13 protein-coding genes are annotated in these 14,930 nt (G+C 64.0%); 4 read left to right on the forward strand and 9 right to left on the reverse strand.

What is annotated here, in order from left to right:
* Positions 1–28: 28 nt before the first annotated feature.
* Positions 29–2,017: an ABCB family ABC transporter ATP-binding protein/permease gene (locus tag ACP2YO_RS28305; protein WP_426434434.1), complete on the reverse strand. Its 1,989-nt coding sequence runs from the start codon at positions 2,015–2,017 to the stop codon at positions 29–31.
* Between the two features lie 213 nt (positions 2,018–2,230).
* Between ACP2YO_RS28305 and ACP2YO_RS28310 the strand changes: the two genes are divergently transcribed.
* Positions 2,231–2,866, forward strand: a complete 636-nt coding sequence (locus tag ACP2YO_RS28310; RefSeq protein WP_426434435.1) for a TIGR00730 family Rossman fold protein — start codon at positions 2,231–2,233, stop codon at positions 2,864–2,866.
* Positions 2,867–2,944: 78 nt separating this feature from the next.
* Here the strand turns inward: ACP2YO_RS28310 and ACP2YO_RS28315 are convergent, their stop codons facing one another.
* The 5 genes from ACP2YO_RS28315 to cysS all read right to left on the reverse strand — a co-directional run bounded on the left by ACP2YO_RS28315 (position 2,945) and on the right by cysS (position 8,076).
* Positions 2,945–3,982: a GMP reductase gene (locus tag ACP2YO_RS28315; RefSeq protein WP_426434436.1), complete on the reverse strand. Its 1,038-nt coding sequence runs from the start codon at positions 3,980–3,982 to the stop codon at positions 2,945–2,947.
* Between the two features lie 87 nt (positions 3,983–4,069).
* The gene (locus tag ACP2YO_RS28320; protein WP_426434437.1) at positions 4,070–4,447 is read right to left on the reverse strand and encodes a VOC family protein; all 378 of its coding nucleotides are present in this window, start codon (positions 4,445–4,447) and stop codon (positions 4,070–4,072) included.
* 130 nt (positions 4,448–4,577) lie between these two features.
* On the reverse strand, positions 4,578–6,176 hold the full coding sequence (gene cimA / locus ACP2YO_RS28325; RefSeq protein ID WP_426434438.1) for a citramalate synthase: 1,599 nt from the start codon (positions 6,174–6,176) through the stop codon (positions 4,578–4,580).
* Entirely contained in the window at positions 6,173–6,679 is a 507-nt protein-coding gene (locus tag ACP2YO_RS28330; protein ID WP_426434439.1) for a GNAT family N-acetyltransferase, read from the reverse strand. The genes cimA and ACP2YO_RS28330 overlap by 4 nt, the downstream gene beginning before the upstream one ends.
* Positions 6,676–8,076, reverse strand: a complete 1,401-nt coding sequence (gene cysS, locus ACP2YO_RS28335; protein ID WP_426434440.1) for a cysteine--tRNA ligase — start codon at positions 8,074–8,076, stop codon at positions 6,676–6,678. Before cysS ends, ACP2YO_RS28330 begins: the two co-directional genes overlap by 4 nt.
* A 294-nt stretch (positions 8,077–8,370) precedes the next feature.
* On the opposite strand from cysS, the gene ACP2YO_RS28340 reads away from it, so the two are divergent.
* Together ACP2YO_RS28340 and ACP2YO_RS28345 are read left to right on the forward strand one after the other, a co-directional pair.
* Positions 8,371–8,679, forward strand: a complete 309-nt coding sequence (locus tag ACP2YO_RS28340) for a hypothetical protein (RefSeq protein WP_426434441.1) — start codon at positions 8,371–8,373, stop codon at positions 8,677–8,679.
* A gap of 249 nt (positions 8,680–8,928) precedes the next feature.
* The gene (locus ACP2YO_RS28345; RefSeq protein WP_426434442.1) at positions 8,929–10,032 is read left to right on the forward strand and encodes a DUF2865 domain-containing protein; all 1,104 of its coding nucleotides are present in this window, start codon (positions 8,929–8,931) and stop codon (positions 10,030–10,032) included.
* 3 nt (positions 10,033–10,035) lie between these two features.
* Here ACP2YO_RS28345 and ACP2YO_RS28350 read toward each other — a convergent pair whose 3' ends face one another.
* Genes ACP2YO_RS28350 through ACP2YO_RS28360 form a run of 3 tightly spaced genes read right to left on the reverse strand, consistent with a single transcriptional unit; the run spans position 10,036 to position 13,576 of the window.
* The gene (locus ACP2YO_RS28350; protein WP_426434443.1) at positions 10,036–11,787 is read right to left on the reverse strand and encodes an NAD+ synthase; all 1,752 of its coding nucleotides are present in this window, start codon (positions 11,785–11,787) and stop codon (positions 10,036–10,038) included.
* Positions 11,788–11,831: 44 nt separating this feature from the next.
* Positions 11,832–12,185 (reverse strand): diacylglycerol kinase, encoded by a 354-nt coding sequence (locus ACP2YO_RS28355; RefSeq protein ID WP_426434444.1) that lies wholly within the window; start codon positions 12,183–12,185, stop codon positions 11,832–11,834.
* A 2-nt stretch (positions 12,186–12,187) separates the two neighbouring features.
* Positions 12,188–13,576: a class II 3-deoxy-7-phosphoheptulonate synthase gene (locus tag ACP2YO_RS28360; protein WP_426434445.1), complete on the reverse strand. Its 1,389-nt coding sequence runs from the start codon at positions 13,574–13,576 to the stop codon at positions 12,188–12,190.
* Between the two features lie 151 nt (positions 13,577–13,727).
* Here ACP2YO_RS28360 and ACP2YO_RS28365 point away from each other — a divergent pair, with 151 nt between their 5' ends.
* Positions 13,728–14,648 (forward strand): alpha/beta fold hydrolase, encoded by a 921-nt coding sequence (locus tag ACP2YO_RS28365; protein WP_426434446.1) that lies wholly within the window; start codon positions 13,728–13,730, stop codon positions 14,646–14,648.
* Positions 14,649–14,930: the final 282 nt, after the last annotated feature.

Here is a 14,930-nt window from a genome sequence, read left to right on the forward strand (position 1 = left end):
CCCTCTGGCGGGAGGGGTCCTACTTCGACTATTCCGCGGCGGTCGGCAAGGGCTTCTCGACCGTGATTGGGGCCGAATCCTCGGCCATCTCGGCAACAGCCGGCGGCAGGCGGTTCGGCGCCTCGTCCCCGTCGTCGATCTGCGAAAGCCTTTCGCGAGCCGCTTCGGCCTCGCGCTGCCTGTTCCACATGCTGGCATACAGCCCGCCCGAGGCCAAAAGCTGCGCATGGGTGCCGCGCTCGGCGATCCAGCCCTGGTCCAGCACGATGATCTCGTCGGCGCCGACGATGGTCGACAGACGGTGCGCGATGACAAGCGAGGTGCGGTTGCGCGAGACGCGCTCGAGCGCCCCCTGGATCTCGTGCTCGGTGTGGCTGTCGAGCGCCGACGTCGCTTCATCGAGTACGAGAATCGGCGGCGCCTTCAGCACGGTGCGCGCGATGGCGACGCGTTGCTTCTCGCCGCCGGACAGCTTTAGCCCGCGCTCGCCGACCTGGGTTTCATACCCCTTCGGCGACATCCGGATGAAATTGTCGATCTGTGCCAGCCGCGCCGCCTCCTCCACCTCCGCATCGCTGGCACCCCAGCGGCCATAGCGGATGTTGTAGCGGATGGTGTCGTTGAACAGCACGGTGTCCTGCGGCACCATGCCGATCGCCGATCGCAGCGAAGCCTGCGTGACCGACTTGATGTCCTGGCCGTCGATCAGGATGCGGCCGCAGGACACGTCATAGAGCCGGAATAGCAGCCGGGAGATCGTCGACTTGCCGGCGCCGGAGGGGCCGACGATGGCGACCGTCTTGCCGGCCGGCACCTCGAAATTGAGGCCCTTCAGGATCGGCCTGTCGGGCTCGTAGGCGAAGCGGACGTCCTCGAAGCGGACGCTGCCCGCGGAGACGACGAGCGGCCTGGCGCCCGGCGCATCCTTCACTTCGGCATCGCGCGCCAGCACCTCGAACATCTTCTCGATGTCGATGATCGCCTGTTTGATCTCACGATAGACCATGCCCATGAAATTCAGCGGCTGGTAGAGCTGGATCATCATCGAGTTGATCAGCACGAAATCGCCGACCGTGTGGGTGCCGTTGCGGATGCCGAACGCGCACATCAGCATGGTTGCGGTCAGCCCCGCGGTGAAGATGATCGCCTGTCCGGTGTTGAGCAACGCCAGCGACGTGTAGGTCTTCACACTGGCCTGCTCGTAGCGCTCCATCGAGCGGTCGTAGCGCTGTGCCTCGCGCTCCTCCGCGCCGAAATATTTCACGGTCTCGTAGTTGAGCAGCGAGTCAATCGCCTTGGTGTTCGCCTCGGTGTCGGAATCGTTCATCTTGCGGCGAATCTCGATCCGCCATTGGGTCGCGATGTAGGTGAAGTACATGAACACCACGACCGTCATCAGCACCGCCAGCACGTAGCGCCAGTCGAACTGCCACAGCAAAACCGCCGCCAACAACCCGACCTCGACGAAGGTCGGGATCAGCTGCAGGATCACCATCCGCACGATGGTCTCGATGCCGGTGCGGCCGCGCTCGAGGACGCGGGTCAGGCCGCCGGTCTTGCGTTCGAGATGGAAGCGCAGCGACAGCTCATGCATGTGCACGAAAGTGATGTAGGCGAGCCGCCGCACCGCATGCATGGCGACACTGGCGAAGATGCCGTCGCGCCATTGCGTCAGCACCGCCATGATGATGCGCACCGCACCGTAGCCAATCGTCATCAGCACCGGAGAGGCGATCAGCCACATCATCCAGTTCGACGGCGCAACCGGCGCAGACCCGGTGCCGTTCAGCGCATCGATCGCCCATTTGAATGTGAACGGCACCGACAGCGTCGCGAGCTTCGCGAACAGCAACAGCACCATCGACCAGACGACCCGCATCTTCAAATCGGCACGATCGCCCGGCCAGATATAGGGCCAGAGATGGACGAGCGTCCCGAACAGCGTCGCTCTCTCTGCGGCCGACATCACCGCCGCAGGCGGCTCGACCGCGGGCAAATGCGGGGGCGGAGGCGTCATCGGGCGCCCGCCGGGACCGGGACGGCGCGCCGCCTCGCCGTCACATCTTTTCCATGGTTCGACATTCAGCCCGTCATATAGATTGTTTGAATGCAGCGTACAGGCTTGTGACGAAAATCTTTCGCGATTCGCGGGAATTTACGGGATTTTTCGGCTCTCAATCCCCATATCCGTCTCTTGACGCTATTTACGTTGCAGTGCCACATGGATCGCATGGATCAAATCAAAACCACCCCTATCAAAACCAACCCTATCAAAACCGTCTGTGTCTATTGCGGCTCCGGCCCCGGCAACAATCCCCGCTTCGTCGAGGCCGCCATGGCCCTCGGCAAGACCTTTGCCGAGAACAACATCCGGCTGGTCTATGGCGGCGGCTCGTACGGGTTGATGGGCGCGGTTGCCAAATCCGCGCTCGACCATGGCGGCATCGTGACCGGCATCATCCCGGAATTCCTGATGTCGCACGAAAATGCCCTGAAGCGCGTTCAGGAAATGATCGTTACACCCGACATGCATGAGCGCAAACGGCTGATGTTCGAGCGCTCCGATGCATTCGTCGCGCTGCCCGGCGGGATCGGGACACTGGAGGAATTGATCGAGCAGCTGACATGGCAGCAGCTCGGCCGTCACGCCAAGCCGATCCTCCTCACCAACATCGACGGCTTCTGGGAGCCGCTACTCGCGTTGCTGGCGCACATGCGCAGCAACGGATTCATCAGGCCCAATCTCGAGGTCGATGTGTTGAAGGCCGAACGCGTCGAGGACATCCTGCCTCGTCTGCGCGCCGCCGCGGCCAACATACCTGCGGGACGCGGAACGATTGCGCCGGAGCTGGCGCGGAAGCTGTGATCAGCTTTGCGCGATACATGCGGTTGGCTCCAGCTGCTTATTTTGATCTGCTTCCTTCACAGATCGGAAGCGCTGCGCTCAGCCGTAAACCGTATTCCGCTGGGCGGTCACCAGGACAAACGTCGTTCGCTTGGTCACCTCCTTGAGGTTCTCGGCGCCAATATATGTCATGGCGGACCTTAGCCCGCCGGCGATCGTTGTGAGCGTCTCCCTTACTTCGCCCCTGAACGGTACCGTCACCGTCTTGCCCTCGGCGGCGCGATAGTTTGCGACACCGCCATGATACTTCTTCATCGCCGTCTCGGATGACATTCCATAGAACACCATCTTCGATATCTGCTGGCCGTCCACCAACTCATGAACGACCTCTCCGGCGCACTCCGTATGTCCGGCCAGCATCCCTCCGAGCATGACAAAGTCAGCTCCACCCCCGATCGCCTTCACGATGTCGCCCGGCACCACGCAACCTCCGTCCGAGCAAACCTGGCCCTTCAGGCCGTGCGCCGCGTCCGCACATTCGATCACCGCCGACAATTGCGGAAAGCCGACGCCGGTCAGGTCCCGCGTCGTGCAGACCGATCCGGAGCCAATTCCGATGCGAACGATGTCCGCACCAGCGAGTATCAAGGCTTCCGTCATCTCCGCAGTCACGACCGTTCCGGCCATGATCACGGCTTTTGGATTTTCCGACCGGAGCCTTGCGACTGCATCGAGGAATTGCTCGGTGTATCCGTTGGCGACGTCGATGCTGATCATCGGCACCGCGACCTCTGCCTTCACCGCGGCGAGCTTTTCCCAGTCCGCCGATGACGACCCCACCGTGAAAAAGGCATTGCGGGATGCTTCGGATCTGAAGAAGTCGACGAGATGCTCCGCTGGATAGTATTTGTGCAGCGCAACCATGGCTTTGACCTTACTCAAAGCGGCGGCCATCTCAAACGTGCCGATGGTGTCCATATTCGACGCGATCAGGGGAAATCCGGTCCACTCGGTCCCGGCATGAAGAAACCGAAATGTTCTCTCGATGTTTGCCTCTGATCTCGACGTCAGAACCGAGCGCTTTGGCCTGATCAAGACGTCCCGGAAATCCAACTTGATGTCTGTTTCGATGTGCATACCAATTCTCCACTCAGACAGACTTAATCAGCAAAGCCACCGATCGCAAACCCGGGCGTTCCTTCGATCTGGGACTTTAACCCCATGTCAGTCCGGTGGGAATGTCACAGCCTCGATGCGGTTGCCGTCGGGGTCGAGGACAAAGGCGGCGTAGTAGCGCACGCGGTCATGCGGACGCAGGCCGGGCGCGCCGTCCGAGCGGCCGCCTGCGGCGAGCGCGGCGGCATGGAAGGCGTCGACCTCCGCGGTGGTTTTCGCGCGCAGGCAGATATGGGTGCCGCTCTCGTGCGGCACCGGCGGCATCGACGCGCGTAAATTGATCCAGAATTCGGGATAGGCCTTGCCGAACCCGACCGTCGCCGGCCGCGTCACGAGGCGGCTCAGGCCGAGCGCGGCCAGCATCGCCTCATAGAACCGCGCGGCGCGTTCGAGGTCGCTGACACCGACGGAGACGTGGTCGATCATGACATCTGGCCCCAGTTGTCATTCCGGGATGGTCCGAAGGACCAGACCCGGAATCTCGAGATTCCCCGATGCGCAATTGCGCATCTGAGATTCGCGTCTTCGACGCGCCCCGGAATGACGTGTTAGTCAGTTAAGCCGGCGCGCCCGACTTCACCAGCTTGTAGATCACCGAATCCATCAGCGCCTGGAAAGAGGCGTCGATGATGTTCGGCGACACCCCGACCGTGATCCACTTCTCGCCGCTCTCGTCCTCGCTCTCGATCAGCACGCGCGTGACCGCGCCGGTGCCGCCATTTAGGATACGCACGCGGTAATCGATCAGCTTCAGCCCGTCGATGTATTTCTGGTATTTGCCGAGATCCTTGCGCAGCGCGACGTCGAGCGCATTGACCGGACCGTTACCCTCGGCGGCCGAGATCAGCCGCTCGCCGTCGACATCGACCTTCACCACCGCGAGCGCCACCGTGACGCGCTGGCCGTTGGCGTTGTAGCGCTGCTCGACATTGACGTCGAACTGCTCGACCTTGAAATATTCCGGGACCTTGCCGAGCGTGCGCCTTGCCAGCAGATCGAACGAGGCATTGGCGGATTCATAGGCGAAACCCGCCGCTTCGCGCTCCTTCAACTCCTCAACGAGGCGCGTCAGCCGCGGATCGCTCTTATCATAGGCGATGCCGGCGCGATCGAGTTCGGCGATCACGTTGGAGCGGCCGGCCTGGTCGGACACCAGCACCTTGCGGTGATTGCCGACAGTGTCGGGCGACACGTGCTCGTAGGTCTGCGGATCCTTCATCACTGCGGAAGCATGGATGCCGGTCTTGGTGACGAAGGCGCTCTCGCCGACGTAAGGCGCATGGCGATCGGGCGCGCGGTTCAGCATGTCGTCGAGCGTGCGCGACACCTTCATCAAGGTCGCCATCTTCTCCGCGGTGACGCCGATCTCGAACTTGCCGGAAAACTCCTGTTTCAGCCGCAAGGTCGGGATCAGCGAACAGAGATTGGCGTTGCCGCAGCGCTCGCCGAGCCCGTTCAGCGTGCCCTGGATCTGCCGCGCACCGGCGCGCACGGCGGCCAGCGAATTGGCCACCGCCTGCTCGGTGTCATTATGGGCATGAATGCCGAGGTTTTCGCCCGGCACGTGCCTGGCGACATCGCCGACGATGGTCTCGATCTCATGCGGCATGGTGCCGCCATTGGTGTCGCACAGCACCACCCAGCGCGCACCGGACTCATAGGCCGCCTTCGCACAGGCGAGCGCGAAGTCGCGGTTCTCCTTGTAGCCGTCGAAGAAGTGCTCGCAGTCGACCATCACCTCACGGCCGAGCGCCTTGGCCGCTGCGACGCTGTCGCGGATCGAGGCGAGGTTCTCCTCATTGGTGGTCTCGAGCGCGACGCGGACCTGATAGGCGGAGGACTTTGCGACGAAGCAGATCGCATCCGCCTTGGCCTCGAGGATGCCGGCAAGACCCGGATCGTTCGACGTAGAGCGCCCCGGCCGGCGCGTCATGCCGAACGCGGTGAAGCGCGCGTGGCCGAAGTCCGGCTTCTTGCTGAAGAACTCGCTGTCGGTCGGATTGGCGCCGGGATAGCCGCCCTCGACATAGTCGATGCCGAGCTCGTCCAGCATCCGAGCGATCACCTGCTTGTCCTGCAGCGTGAAGTCGACGCCGTTGGTCTGCGCGCCGTCGCGCAGCGTGGTGTCGAACAGATAGAGGCGTTCGCGGCTCATGCTTGGCCTCCCTGCGGCGCGGCACCGTCGAGCTTCTTCTGCATCGTGGTGTTGGCGAGCCATTCGCCCTTGATCGTGACGGTGTTGCGCTGCTGCGCGACGTAGCCGCGCTTGCCGAAGAAATCCAGCGCGGTATCGCTGGCGTCCACCTTCAGGGTCTTGGCGCCGCGCCCGCCCGCGATCCTCTCCAGCGCGTCGCACAGCGTACTCGCCACACCCTGCCCCGCCGCACTCGGATGCACATAGAGCATATCGATGTGGTCGGGTCCTTTCAGCGAGGCGAAACCGACCGGCGCGCCCTGCAGCGTCGCAACCAGCGTGAGCTGCCCGGCGAGCTTCTTGCCGAAGGCCTCCTCATCATCGCCCACGGCAGCCCAGGCTTCCTGTTGCGCCTCGCTGTAATCATCGCCGGTCAGATCCATGATCGACGCGGCGAAGATCGCAGCCAGCAGCGGCGTATCCTCGGGGAGGAACGGACGCAGCGCGGGTGCGGAACGGCTCATCGCGCGATCTCCCAGGTGGTGCCTTCCTTGGAGTCCTTGATCACGACGCCCATCGCGGCGAGCTGGTCGCGGATACGATCGGACTCCTTGAAGTCCTTGCGTGCCCGCGCCGCGGTGCGTTCGGCGATCAGCGCTTCAACGACACCGGCATCCACGCCGCTCGCCTGCTGCTTACGACCCTTCCATGCAGCCGCGCTCTCCGACAGGAAGCCAAGCAACCGCAGTGAACCGGCGAACTCCTTGCGGCTCTGCTCATTGTCTGAGGCCACATTGCGCAGGCTATGCAGCACCGCCATCGCTTGTGCCGTGTTGAGGTCGTCGTACAACGCCTCGAGCATCGCCGGCGACGGCGGACCGGGTTCGGCATCGGCTGCGATATCATACCAGTCGTCGAGCGTCTTCGCAGCCTCTTCCGCGCTCTTGAGAGTCCAGTCGAGCGGCGAACGGTAGTGCGTCCTCAACATGCTGAGCCGCAACACCTCGCCCGGCCAATCGGCCAGGAGATCGCGAATCGTGAAGAAGTTGCCGAGCGACTTCGACATCTTCTCGCTTTCGATCTGCAGGAAGCCGTTGTGCATCCAGACATTGGCCATGCGATCGGAGTTGAATGCGCAGCAGGTCTGCGCGAGCTCGTTCTCATGGTGCGGGAACACCAGGTCGATGCCCCCGCCATGGATATCGAATTTCTCGCCGAGATGCTTCCAGGCCATCGCCGAGCACTCGATGTGCCAGCCCGGACGTCCCTCGACTGCAATGCCGGCCGGCGACGGCCATGACGGCTCGCCCGGCTTCGACGGCTTCCACAGCACGAAATCGGTGTTGTCGCGTTTGTAGGGCGCGACGTCGACGCGGGCGCCGGCGATCATCTCGTCGAGCGAGCGCTTCGACAGCGCGCCGTAGCGCGGCAGCGTCGAATTGGCCGCATTCATCGCCTGCGGCGAGAACAGCACGTGATCCTCCGCGACGTAGGCGAAGCCGCCGGCAACCAGTTTCTCGATGATCGCGCGCATCTCCGGGATGTGCTCGGTCGCGCGCGGCTGCACTGTCGGCGGCAAGCAGCCCAGCGCGCTGACGTCGTCCTGGTATTGCCGATAGGTCAGTTCGGTGACCTTGCGGATCGCCTCGTTCAGGGGCACGCCGGGATAATCCCGCGCCGCGCGAACGTTGATCTTGTCGTCGACGTCGGTGATGTTGCGGACATAGGTCACGTGGTCGGCGCCATAACGATGGCGCAGCACGCGGAACAGCACGTCGAATACAACAGCGGCGCGGCCGTTGCCGATATGGGCGAAGTCGTAGACCGTCGGTCCGCAGGCATACATGCGGACGTTATTGGCATCGAGCGGCACGAACGGCCGCTTCTCCCGGGTCAACGTATCGTAAAGGCGCAATTCCATGGATATCCGTCCCTTGCGGCCGGGCGTCCAATGATCTCAGGATGATTGAGAAAAGACGGCCTCAGCCAGCGAATCGCTAGCTCATAATCTCGCGGCAAATGCTGCAGATGGCGAGGTGGCCGTTCATGGTTCCATCATGTCTCATGGCCCCTCCATGGCGTCAAGGGGCGGCTTTCGGGCTTTTGTACGCCCACGGGCGCAAAATCAGCATCAAGCCCCTCATGGTTAATCATTATTAAGGATTTGGGCGTATCTCGTGGGGCAGCGGATTCCCCGCGCTTTCATCGGTGCACCATGCGGCCCATTTCAGCATTGATTGCCTGCACGTCCCTCCTGATGGCCACGGCGGTGCTCGCCGACAGCCGCGTTTTCATCATCGCCAACCAGGCCGACGGCTACGGCATCGACCAGTGCCTGGCACGCGGCGACAAATGCGGCGTGTCCGCCGCCCGCGCCTATTGCCAATCACACGATTTTGCACAGGCCTCGAACTTCCGCCGCGTCGATCCCGACGAGATCACGGGCGCGGTTCCGCACCCTGCGAACCAGAAATGCAGCGGAAACAGTTGCGGCGAATACGTCGCCATCACCTGCCAGCGCTGAACTCCTCCCAAGCGGCTGGTCGAGCCCGGCTTTTTGCCACATCGGCGCCCCGGAAACGACGTGACGCTGCCCCGAGAAAAGGCTATTGCAGGCCCGCCTCGGCCGCGCGCTCTGGCGTTCGCCGCCGCGCGGCATCGTTGTTAATGGCTGGATATGCCCCATACCCCCACTCTTCGTTCGTCCCCATGTCGTTCGTCCCCATGTCGTTCGTCCCCATGTCGTTCGTCCCTATGGCTTTTGACCTGCGCCGTGCTTGCCGGCATCGCGCTGCCTGCTACGAGCGCGTTCGCGCAGACGAATCAGGGACCGCCCGGAGGGCCGCCGCCACAGCAAGGGGCGGCGCAAACCAACCCGATCTGCGGCCGGCTCGAGGGACAGTTGGCGACGATTGACCGCGGTGGCGGCAGCGGCGACCCGGCCAAGGACGACCAGATCCGTCGCTATCAGGACGCCGCCGCCAAGCAGCAGGCCGAACTCGATCGCGTGACGTCGCAGGCCCGGCGCATGGGATGCGACAGTTCCGGCTTCTTCTCGCTGTTCAACAACAATTCGGCGCAGTGCGGACCGGTCAACAACCAGATCCAGCAGATGCGCGGCAATCTCGACCAGATGACCGCGAACCTCGAGCGTCTGCGCACCGGCGGCCTCGGCGGCGCCGACCGCGAGAACCAGCGCCACTCGGTGCTGATCGCGCTCGCGCAGAACAATTGCGGCCCGCAATATGCGGCCGCGGCGCGCGGACCCGGCAACTTCCTCGACAATCTGTTCGGCGGCGGCAACAACAACCCGCTGCCACCGCCCAGCGCCGATTACAGCGCTCCGTCCGGCACCTTCCGCACCGTCTGCGTCCGCACCTGCGACGGCGCCTATTTCCCGGTCTCGTTCGCGACCGTGCAGGCGCGGTTTGCCGCCGACGAGCAGGTCTGCAAGGCGCAGTGCCCAGCCGCCGAGGCCAGCCTGTTCGCCTATCGCAACCCCGGCGAAGACATCAACCAGGCGGTGTCGATCAACGGCCAACCTTACTCCTCGCTGCCGAACGCGTTCAAATACCGCACCGAGTTCAATCCGTCCTGCTCCTGCAAGCCGGCCGGCCAGAGCTGGGCGGAGGCGCTGAAAGCCGTCGACGACAAGGCCTCGGTCGAGCAGCAGGGCGACATCATCGTCACCGAAGAGAGCGCCAAGAAGATGCAGCAGCGCGCTCAACAGCAGGGGACCAAAGCGACCGGCAAGAAGGGCGCGCCGGCCGCGGTGCAGCAGCAACCCGCCGCGGCCGACACCACGACTCCTGCCCCGCCGTCCAGTGACAAGCAGATCCGCACCGTCGGCCCGACCTTCATTCCGCCGAAGCAGTAGCGCTCACCCCTCAAAAGCTTCCACCGAGGCGCGTGAAGCGCGCGTGACCAGCGTGTCGTCCGGCTCGGGCAATGGCTTGCCGGTATCGCGGAAGCGGTTGGTGATGGGATAGCGGCGGTCGCGGCCAAAATTCTTGCGCGTGACCTTGACGCCCGGCGCGGCCTGCCGGCGCTTGTATTCGGCGATGTTGAGCAGGCGATCGACGCGGGTCACCACGTCGCGGTCAAAGCCGGCGGCGACGATCGCAGCCAGCGGCTCCTCGCGCTCGACCAGCCGTTCGAGGATCGCATCCAGCACCTCGTAGGGCGGCAACGAATCCTGGTCGGTCTGGTTCTCGCGCAACTCCGCGGTCGGCGGGCGGACGATGATGTTGATCGGGATCACCTCGCCCGATGGGCCGAGCGCGCCGTCCGGCTTCCAGGAATTGCGCAGCGACGACAGGCGGAACACTTCGGTCTTGTAGAGATCCTTGATCGGGTTGAAGCCGCCGTTCATGTCGCCATAGAGCGTGGCGTAGCCGACCGACATTTCCGACTTGTTGCCCGTGGTCACTACCATCGCGCCTGTTTTGTTGGAGATCGCCATCAGCAGCGTGCCGCGGGCGCGCGCCTGCAGATTCTCCTCGGTGATGTCGCGCTCCAGCCCCTCGAACACCGGCGCGAGAATCTTCTCGAACCCGTTCACGGCATCTGCGATCGGCAGGATCTCGTAGCGAATGCCGAGCGCGGCGGCGAGCTTGGCAGCATCGTCGAGCGACACCTGCGCGGTATAGCGGAACGGCAGCATCACGCCGCGCACCTTGTCGGCCCCGAGCGCGTCGACCGCGATCGCCGCACACAGCGCCGAATCGATCCCGCCGGAGACCCCGAGCAGCACGCCGGGAAAACCGGTCTTGCGGACATAGTCGCGCAAGCCGAGCACGCAGGCCGCGTAGTCGGCCTTGTCGCCCTCGACGACCTCAGCGATCGGTCCATCGCAGCGCCAGCCGTCCGCTGTCTTGTGCCATGACAGCGTCGTGATGCTCTCCTCGAACGCCGGAAGCTGTGCCGCCACCGACAGGTCGGCATTCAGCGAGAAGGAGGCGCCGTCGAAGATCAGCTCGTCCTGGCCGCCGATCTCGTTGAGGTAGATCAGCGGCAATCCGCTCTCGGTGACCCGCGCCACCACGATCGACAGCCGCAAATCGTTCTTGTCGCGCGCGTAAGGCGAGCCGTTCGGCACGATGAGGATTTCGGCGCCGGTCTCCGCCAGGCACTCGACGACGTTCTCGTATTCCTCTGACTCCTCGAGCCAGATGTCCTCGCAAATGGGAACCCCGACCCGCACGCCGCGCACCGTCACCGGGCCCGAGGCCGGGCCGCGGGCGAACAGGCGCTTTTCGTCGAACACGCCGTAATTCGGCAGGTTGGCCTTGAAACGAAGTGCCGCGATGCGCCCCTCGTCGAGCAGCGCGCAGGCATTGTAGAGCTTGCCGTCCTCGACCCAGGGCGTGCCGATCAGGACCGCCGGACCGCCATCGGAGGTCTCGCGCGCCAGTTCCTCGATCGCGACGCGGCAGGCCGACTGGAACGCGGGCTTGAGGACCAGATCTTCCGGCGGATAGCCGGCGATGAACAGCTCCGAGAACACCACCAGATCGGCGCCATCGGCTTTCGCCTTCTCGCGCGCGGCGCGCGCCTTGCTGGCATTGCCGGTGACGTCACCGACGGTCGGATTGAGTTGCGCCAGGGTGATCTTGATCTGTTGTTCGCTCATATCGCTATGTTGCCCCGCACAACAGCCAACTTCAATGTCCGCCTTCAGAACGCGCCCATGCGTTCGGCGAGGGCGAACAGCCAGAACAACCCGGCCATGACCAGCGCGACGCCGACCGCGGCCGAGCCCATGTCCTTGACCCGCCCGATCTGGGGATCATGGTCGGTGGTCAGGCGATCGGAGAGCTTCTCGATCGCGGTGTTGAGCAGCTCGATCACCAGCACCAGCACGACGGTCGCAACCAGCTCGACGCAGCGCATCACGGTGGCGCCGACCAGCCAGGCCAGCGGCACCGAGAGCACCAGCGCCACCACCTCTTCGCGGATCGCCTGCTCCGAGCGAATGGCGAAAGCCAGCCCGTTGCGCGAGTTGATCGTCGCCCGCCAGAACCTCAGCAAGGTCACAGCCCCGCAGCGACCGGCATCGGTGTGGTCTTGCCCACGCGATCCTGCTTGAGCAGCTCGGCGATCAGGAAGGCCATATCGATCGACTGTTCGGCGTTCAGGCGCGGATCGCAGACCGTGTGATAGCGGTCGTTGAGATCCTCGTCGGTGATGGCACGCGCGCCGCCGATGCATTCGGTGACGTCCTGCCCGGTCATTTCCAGATGCACGCCGCCGGCATGCGTCCCTTCGGCGGCATGGATCGCAAAGAACGACTTCACCTCAGACAGCACGCGGTCGAACGGGCGGGTCTTGTAGCCCGAGGTCGACGTGATGGTGTTGCCGTGCATCGGATCGCACGACCACACCACCTTGCGCCCTTCCCGCTGCACGGCGCGGATCAGGCCCGGCAGATGGTCCCCGACCTTGTCGGAGCCGAAGCGGTTGATCAGCGTCAGCCGTCCCGGCTCGTTGTCCGGGCTCAGCACGTCGATCAGCTTCAACAACTCGTCCGGCTTCAGCGACGGGCCGCATTTCAAACCGATCGGGTTCTTGATGCCGCGGAAATATTCGACATGGCCGTGGTCGAGCTGGCGGGTGCGATCGCCGATCCAGATCATGTGGCCGGAGGTCGCGTACCAGTCGCCGGTCGTGGAATCGACCCGGGTGAAGGCCTGCTCGTAGCCGAGCAGCAGCGCTTCATGGCTGGTGTAGAAATCGGTGGCGCGCAGCTCGGGATGGCTTTCGAGATCGAGCCCGCAGGCGCGCATGAAATTCAGCGCGTCGGAGATGCGATCGGCCAGTTCCTTGTAGCGGCGCGACTGCGGCGAGTCCTTCAGGAAGCCAAGCATCCACTGATGCACGCTACCGAGATTGGCAAAACCGCCGGTGGCGAAGGCGCGCAACAGATTGAGCGTCGCCGCCGATTGCCGGTACGCCATCAGTTGGCGCTGCGGATCGGGAATGCGCGCTTCCGGCGTGAACGCAATGTCGTTGATGATGTCGCCACGATAGCTCGGCAGCTCGACGCCGTCGATCTTTTCGGTGTTGGACGAGCGCGGCTTTGCGAACTGGCCGGCGATGCGGCCCACCTTCACCACCGGCAGCGCGCCGGCATAGGTCATCACCACCGCCATCTGCAGCAGCACGCGGAAGAAGTCGCGGATGTTGTTGGCGCCGTGCTCGGCAAAGCTCTCGGCGCAGTCGCCGCCCTGCAGCAGGAAGGCTTCGCCCGCGGCGACCCGGGCCAGCGACTTCTTCAGGTTGCGCGCTTCGCCGGCGAACACCAGCGGCGGAAAGGTCGCAAGCTGGGCCTCGACATCGGCCAGTGCCTTGGCATTGGGATAATCAGGGACCTGCAACACCTTCTTGGAGCGCCAGCTATCGGGTGTCCACCGCTCGGACATGAGGTCAACTCCTGAGCAAAAACCGCAACTTATCGACGGTCGAGGAAAGGCCCGGGTTATACACAGGCTCCCCGGACCCCGCTAGAAGGATTCCTGCAATTCCGTCAACCTCTTGCGAGAACAGCCGAATTCGCATTTGCTGAAGCATAACATGGATGCTGGGGGAAATGCCGTGACCGGGGCGGCGCTGGACGACGTTTTTAGCGACGACATTGTCGTGCCTGCGGCCGACGGCTTTCCGCTCGGCGCGACGCTGTTCCTGCCCCGCGGCGCCAAGCGTCACGCCGTGCTGATCAACTCGGCCACCGCCGTTCCCCGCAAACTCTATCGCGGCTTTGCCGGCTACCTCGCCCGCCGCGGCTGCGCGGTCCTGACCTACGACTATCGCGGCACCGGCGACTCCCGGCAAAAAGCGCTGACCGGCTACAACCAGCCGAAATCGCTGGTCGGCTTCAAGGCCACCATGGCCGACTGGGCCGCGCTCGACATCACCGCCACCGTGAGCTGGATGCGCGAGCGCTACCGAAATGTGCCGTTCGCCTATGTCGGCCATTCCTTTGGCGGCCAGGCACTCGGGCTGCTGCCCAACAACGCCGACATTCCGCGCGCGCTCCTGATCGCGGCGCAGGCCGGCTATTGGAAGCTGATGACGCCGCCCGAGCGCTACCGCGTCTTTGTGCTGTTGAACGGCGGCCTGCCGCTGACCCGCGCGCTCGGCTACATGCCGGCCTGGGCCGGCCTCGGCATGGACCTGCCGAAAGGCGTGTTCGAGCAATGGACGCGCTGGGTGATGTCGCCGCGCTATCTGCTCGACGACGCCACGCTCACCGCACGCGACAATTTTCCGAAATTCAAGGGCGCCCTGCGCGCGCTTGCGATGACCGACGATCCCTGGGCGACGCGCCCTGCGGTCGACTTGCTGTGCTCGGCCTTCACGTCTGCCAAGCCCGACATCATCTCGATCAGCCCGCCGGACATCGGCGCGAACCATATCGGCCATCTCGGCTTCTTCCGCAGCGAGCACCGCGACACGCTGTGGCGCGGCGCTGCGGAATGGATTGAGGCGGAGTAGTAGCGGTAGCAATCTCCCACCGCCGTCGCCCTGGCGAAAGCCAGCACCCATATGTGGACGGCCCCCGTGGCACAAGAGCTTTTTGAGCGGATCGGATCGCTTGCATCCATATGTCCGGCCTTTTGAGTGCGATCGGATGGATCGCTGGCCAAGATGGTTTGCGCGATGCGAGTTCCAAACAACCACGCGGCCTGTTGACGGCCGATGGGTCCTACGGACTGTCTCGCATCGTTGCTCGATCGATCGCTCCATCTGCTCCTGCAGCTCCGGGTCGGCTGACGA

Source organism: Bradyrhizobium genosp. P, from assembly GCF_049949265.1.
Classification (GTDB): Bacteria; Pseudomonadota; Alphaproteobacteria; order Rhizobiales; family Xanthobacteraceae; genus Bradyrhizobium.

Excerpts from the sequence above, each read along its gene's own strand:
- ACP2YO_RS28350 (WP_426434443.1), bottom strand. The coding sequence starts at position 11,787 with ATGAGCGAACAACAGATCAAGATCACCCTGGCGCAACTCAATCCGACC.
- ACP2YO_RS28360 (WP_426434445.1), bottom strand. The coding sequence starts at position 13,576 with ATGTCCGAGCGGTGGACACCCGATAGCTGGCGCTCCAAGAAGGTGTTG.
- ACP2YO_RS28315 (WP_426434436.1), bottom strand. The coding sequence starts at position 3,982 with ATGCACATCGAAACAGACATCAAGTTGGATTTCCGGGACGTCTTGATC.
- ACP2YO_RS28320 (WP_426434437.1), bottom strand. The coding sequence starts at position 4,447 with ATGATCGACCACGTCTCCGTCGGTGTCAGCGACCTCGAACGCGCCGCG.
- ACP2YO_RS28330 (WP_426434439.1), bottom strand. The coding sequence starts at position 6,679 with ATGAGCCGTTCCGCACCCGCGCTGCGTCCGTTCCTCCCCGAGGATACG.
- ACP2YO_RS28365 (WP_426434446.1), top strand. The coding sequence starts at position 13,728 with ATGGATGCTGGGGGAAATGCCGTGACCGGGGCGGCGCTGGACGACGTT.
- ACP2YO_RS28305 (WP_426434434.1), bottom strand. The coding sequence starts at position 2,017 with ATGACGCCTCCGCCCCCGCATTTGCCCGCGGTCGAGCCGCCTGCGGCG.
- ACP2YO_RS28340 (WP_426434441.1), top strand. The coding sequence starts at position 8,371 with ATGCGGCCCATTTCAGCATTGATTGCCTGCACGTCCCTCCTGATGGCC.
- cimA (WP_426434438.1), bottom strand. The coding sequence starts at position 6,176 with ATGAGCCGCGAACGCCTCTATCTGTTCGACACCACGCTGCGCGACGGC.
- cysS (WP_426434440.1), bottom strand. The coding sequence starts at position 8,076 with ATGGAATTGCGCCTTTACGATACGTTGACCCGGGAGAAGCGGCCGTTC.
- ACP2YO_RS28310 (WP_426434435.1), top strand. The coding sequence starts at position 2,231 with ATGGATCAAATCAAAACCACCCCTATCAAAACCAACCCTATCAAAACC.